A 3,840-nucleotide genomic window follows, 5' to 3' on the forward strand; every position below is an offset into this window, starting at 1 on the left:
GTCGTCCGGCGCGGACGGGGTGGCCGCGGGGTCGGCGGGGGACGCGTGCCCGTCCGACTCGGGCAGCGGGTCGAGGGGCGCGGCGAGGATCGCGGTCGGGGGCGGCGCGGGGACGCGGGCGGCGGTGCCGTCGAACCGGACGGTCCGCAGCATGTTCTCCGCCTCGGCCATGGTCGGCCGGGTCTCCGGGTTCGCGTCGAGCAGGCGCAGCAGCACCGGCGTCAGCGGCCCGGCGTTGCGCGGCGGCGGGAAGCGGCCGTCGGCCACCCGGTGCAGCAGGGCGATCGTGTTGCCGTCCACGCCGAACGGCGGCGTGCCCTCGACCGCCGCGTACAGGGTGGCGCCCAGCGCGAACACGTCCGCCGGGAACTCGCCCCGGCCGCCGCGCGCCACCTCCGGCGCGAGGTAGGCAGGCGTGCCGACGAGCATCCCGGACGCGGTGACGGTCGCCTCGCCGACCGCCCGCGACGTGCCGAAGTCGGTGACCTTGACCGTGCCGAACTCGGTGACCAGCACGTTGCCGGGCTTGACGTCCCGGTGCATGACGCCCGCCCGGTGCGCCGCGGCCAGCCCGGACGCCAGCTGCACGCCGATGCGCGCCACCTCGTCCGGCGGCAGCACGCCGCGCTCGGTCATCACCGTGGCCAGGCTGCGCGACGGCAGGTACTCCATGATCAGCCACGGGTGGCCGTCCTGCTCGACGACGTCGTACAGCGCGATCACGTTGGGGTGCGTCAAGCGCGCCGCGATGCGCCCCTCACGGATCGCGCGGTCGATCGACTCCTGGTCGAAACCCGCGCGGGACAGCAGTTCCTTGACCGCGACGATGCGACGGAGCCGCTGGTCCTCGGCCCGCCACACCACCCCCATCCCACCCGCGCCGACCCTCTCGGTCAGCCGGTACCGGCCTGCGATAGTGCGGTCCACCACCCGTGCTCCCAACGTCGTGCGCACGTCCGGTGCCGGGGTTACCCGATCGGGCTACCCCTCGAACGTGCGTTTCAGTCGTAACACTTCCGTGGTCGTTTGTCCGTTCACCACGCGGGCCGGTTCGCGATCCGAGCCGCGTGCCACCGAACTCCGTGACTTCGGGTCCGCGAAGGCCGGGTCTATCGTCCACTGTGGACGTCAGCGGCGGGCGTCCTGCCAGCGTGGTTCGTCGGCGCCCCAGGGGGTCGGCGGCCGGTCCCAAGTCCCCTCGCCGAACGGCGGGCGGGCGTGGCGGAGCGTGCCGAAGGGCGACGGCGTCTCGACCAACCACGGCTCCGGGTCGTAGTCGCCTGCGGCGGGCGCGGGTTCGACGTCGTACAGGAGCCAGGACGCGGTGCCGGTCAGCGACAGCGCGACGTGCCGGCCGCCCGGTTCGGCGAGGGCGCGCAGGACGGCGGCGGCGAGCAGGTAGCCGGTGCCGTGGTCGAGGGCCTGGGCGGGCAGCACACCGGGCACGCCGTCCTCGCCCTCGACGGCGGCGATGCCCGTGGCGGCCTGCACGAGGCTGTCGAACCCGCGCCGGCCGGCCCAGCCGTCGCGGTCGCCCCAGGCGGAGAGCTGCGCGACGACCAGGTCGGGACGCCGCGCGTGCAGCGCTTCGGGGGCGAGGCCGTGCCGGTCGAGCGCGCCGGGCCGGTACCCGGTGACGACGACGTCGGCCCGGTCGAGCAGGTCGTCGAACGTGCGGCGGTCGTGGCGGGCGGCGAGGTCGAGCAGCGTGGACCGCTTGCCCGGGCCGGTGTCGGCGTGGATGTCGGGGTCCTCGGGCAGGTGCGGCGAGTCGACCCGGAGGACGTCCGCGCCGAGGAACGCCAGCGTGCGGGTGGCGACCGGGCCGGCGATGACCCTGGTGAGGTCGAGGACGCGCACGCCGTCGGCGGGACGGGACGCGGGCGGGAGGACGCGTTTCCCGGCTTCGGTGGCACGGGTTTCCACCAGCGGACGCCGGGTCGGGTCCGGTTCGGTCGCCACCGCGACGGCCAACCCACCCGCGGCGTAAACGGTTTCCTGCACGTCCAGCGCCCGGCGACCGGCCAGCTCGCGTTCGAGGGACGTCCGGTCGGCAACGCCCAGGGCGTCGAGCAGGCGTGCCCGGTGGTGCGGGTAGTTGGCGTGGGTCCGGACCCAGCCGTCGGCGGTGCGCCAGAAGCCGGACAGCGGCGCGAACCCGGTGCCGGCGCGCCCGTCGATCCGCAGGTGGCGTTCGCTGGTGAACGCCGTGGCGACCGCCGCCTCCTCCACCCGGACCGGGGACGCGGGGACGCCGTTCCGCGTCGCCGCCAACTCCGCCGCCGCGAGCGCGCACACGCCCACGGTCGCGCGTGCCATCTCCCGCACCGGCAGGCGGGCGGGCAGCACGTCACCCGCGCCCGCGTACTCGACGGTCGGGTCGGACGGCCCGCCGAGCGCCGCCCACGCGTGTGCTGTCACCGGGTCCACGTCGTCCACGTCGGCAGTGTGCTTCCTCCGGCGCCGGAAGTCCCGCGGTGACGGCTATAAGGTCGATCACCATGGACTACCCGATCGCGCGTCGTCCCGGTTTCGACCCGCCGGCGGAGTTCGCGGCGCTGCGGGCGGAGGCGCCGATGTGCCCGGTCTCGTTGCGGCACGGGCAGCGGGCGCACCTCGTGACCAGGTACGACGACGTGCGCGCGGTGCTGCGGGATCACGGCCGGTTCTCGTCGGACCCGAGCACGCCGGGGTTCCCGCAGCTGCGGCCGGTGGTGGACCGCGAGGCCGCGCCGGGCAGCTTCCTGGTCACCGACCCGCCCGAGCACACCCGGTACCGGCGGATGCTGACCGGCGAGTTCACCGTGCGGCGGATGGCCGCGCTGCGGCCCGAGGTCGAGCGGATCACGGCGGAACGCCTGGCGGCACTGCGGTCGGGGCCGCGGCCGGCGGACCTGGTGACGGCGTTCGCGCTGCCCGTGCCGTCGGACGTGATCTGCCTGCTGCTCGGCGTTCCGGTGTCGGACCAGGAGTTCTTCTCCACCCGCAGCCGCGCCCACCTCGACCGGTCGTTGTCGGCGGAACGGGTGCGGTCGGCGTTGGAGGAGCTGCACGGGTACCTCGCGGACCTGGTCCGCGCGCGCCGCGCCGACCCGCGGGACGACCTGATCAGCCGCCTCGTGCGCGAGCCGGGGCTGAGCGACGAAGAAGCCGTCGGGATGACGGTGCTGCTGCTCGTCGGCGGGCACGAGACCACCGCGAACTCGATCGCGCTGTCCGTGCTGGCGTTGCAGCGGGAACGGGCGTGGTGGGACGCCCTGGTGGCCGATCCCGGCCTGGTCGAGAACGCGGTGGAGGAGCTGTTGCGCTACCTCAGCCCCGTGCACCACGGGGTGGTGCGGGCGGTGGCGGGTGAGGCGGCGGTCGGCGGGACGGCGCTGGGCGCGGGCGACGGCGTGATCGCGTCCCTGTTCGCCGCGAACCGCGACCCGGCCGCGTTCCCCGACCCCGACCGCCTCGACCTGCGGCGGAACGCGCGGGCGCACCTCGCGTTCGGCAGCGGCGTGCACCAGTGCGTCGGGCACCTGTTGGCACGGCTGGAGATGCGCGTCGCCCTGCGCGCGCTGGTGACCGGGCTGCCGGACCTTCGGCTCGCCGTGCCGTTCGAGGACGTCGAGTTCCGGTTCGACGCGCCGATCTACGGCCTGCGCTCCCTGCCGGTCACCTGGTGAAGTCACCAGCCGGCTGGTGACCGCGGCGGCTACGACCGCGGCGGCCGGCACACCGGGCTCGACGTGGAGGGACGGGTTGGCGTTCCCGCTCAGGTTCCGGGCACGGGCAGGCCCTGGAGGTTGAGGAGGAGGTCGCGGACGTCGGTGGCGGCGATCCGGCCGGTGCGTT

The 3,840-nt window shown here is 75.2% G+C and carries 3 protein-coding genes; 1 reads left to right on the plus strand and 2 read right to left on the minus strand.

Going from position 1 to position 3,840, the window contains the following annotated elements; translation table 11 throughout:
* Both ACFQ3T_RS35035 and ACFQ3T_RS35040 read right to left on the minus strand, forming a co-directional pair.
* Positions 1–930 (minus strand): serine/threonine-protein kinase (locus ACFQ3T_RS35035; protein ID WP_380730177.1); only part of this gene is annotated, 930 nt, incomplete at its 3' end.
* 198 nt (positions 931–1,128) lie between these two features.
* On the minus strand, positions 1,129–2,439 hold the full coding sequence (locus ACFQ3T_RS35040; protein WP_380730180.1) for a CoA transferase: 1,311 nt from the start codon (positions 2,437–2,439) through the stop codon (positions 1,129–1,131).
* A 62-nt stretch (positions 2,440–2,501) separates the two neighbouring features.
* Between ACFQ3T_RS35040 and ACFQ3T_RS35045 the strand changes: the two genes are divergently transcribed.
* On the plus strand, positions 2,502–3,671 hold the full coding sequence (locus tag ACFQ3T_RS35045) for a cytochrome P450 (protein WP_380730182.1): 1,170 nt from the start codon (positions 2,502–2,504) through the stop codon (positions 3,669–3,671).
* Positions 3,672–3,840 lie beyond the last annotated feature (169 nt).

Source organism: Saccharothrix hoggarensis, from assembly GCF_042678885.1.
Lineage (GTDB): Bacteria > Actinomycetota > Actinomycetes > Mycobacteriales > Pseudonocardiaceae > Actinosynnema > Actinosynnema hoggarensis.

Coding starts and splice junctions, on each gene's coding strand:
- ACFQ3T_RS35045 (WP_380730182.1), top strand. CDS start 2,502: ATGGACTACCCGATCGCGCGTCGTCCCGGTTTCGACCCGCCGGCGGAG.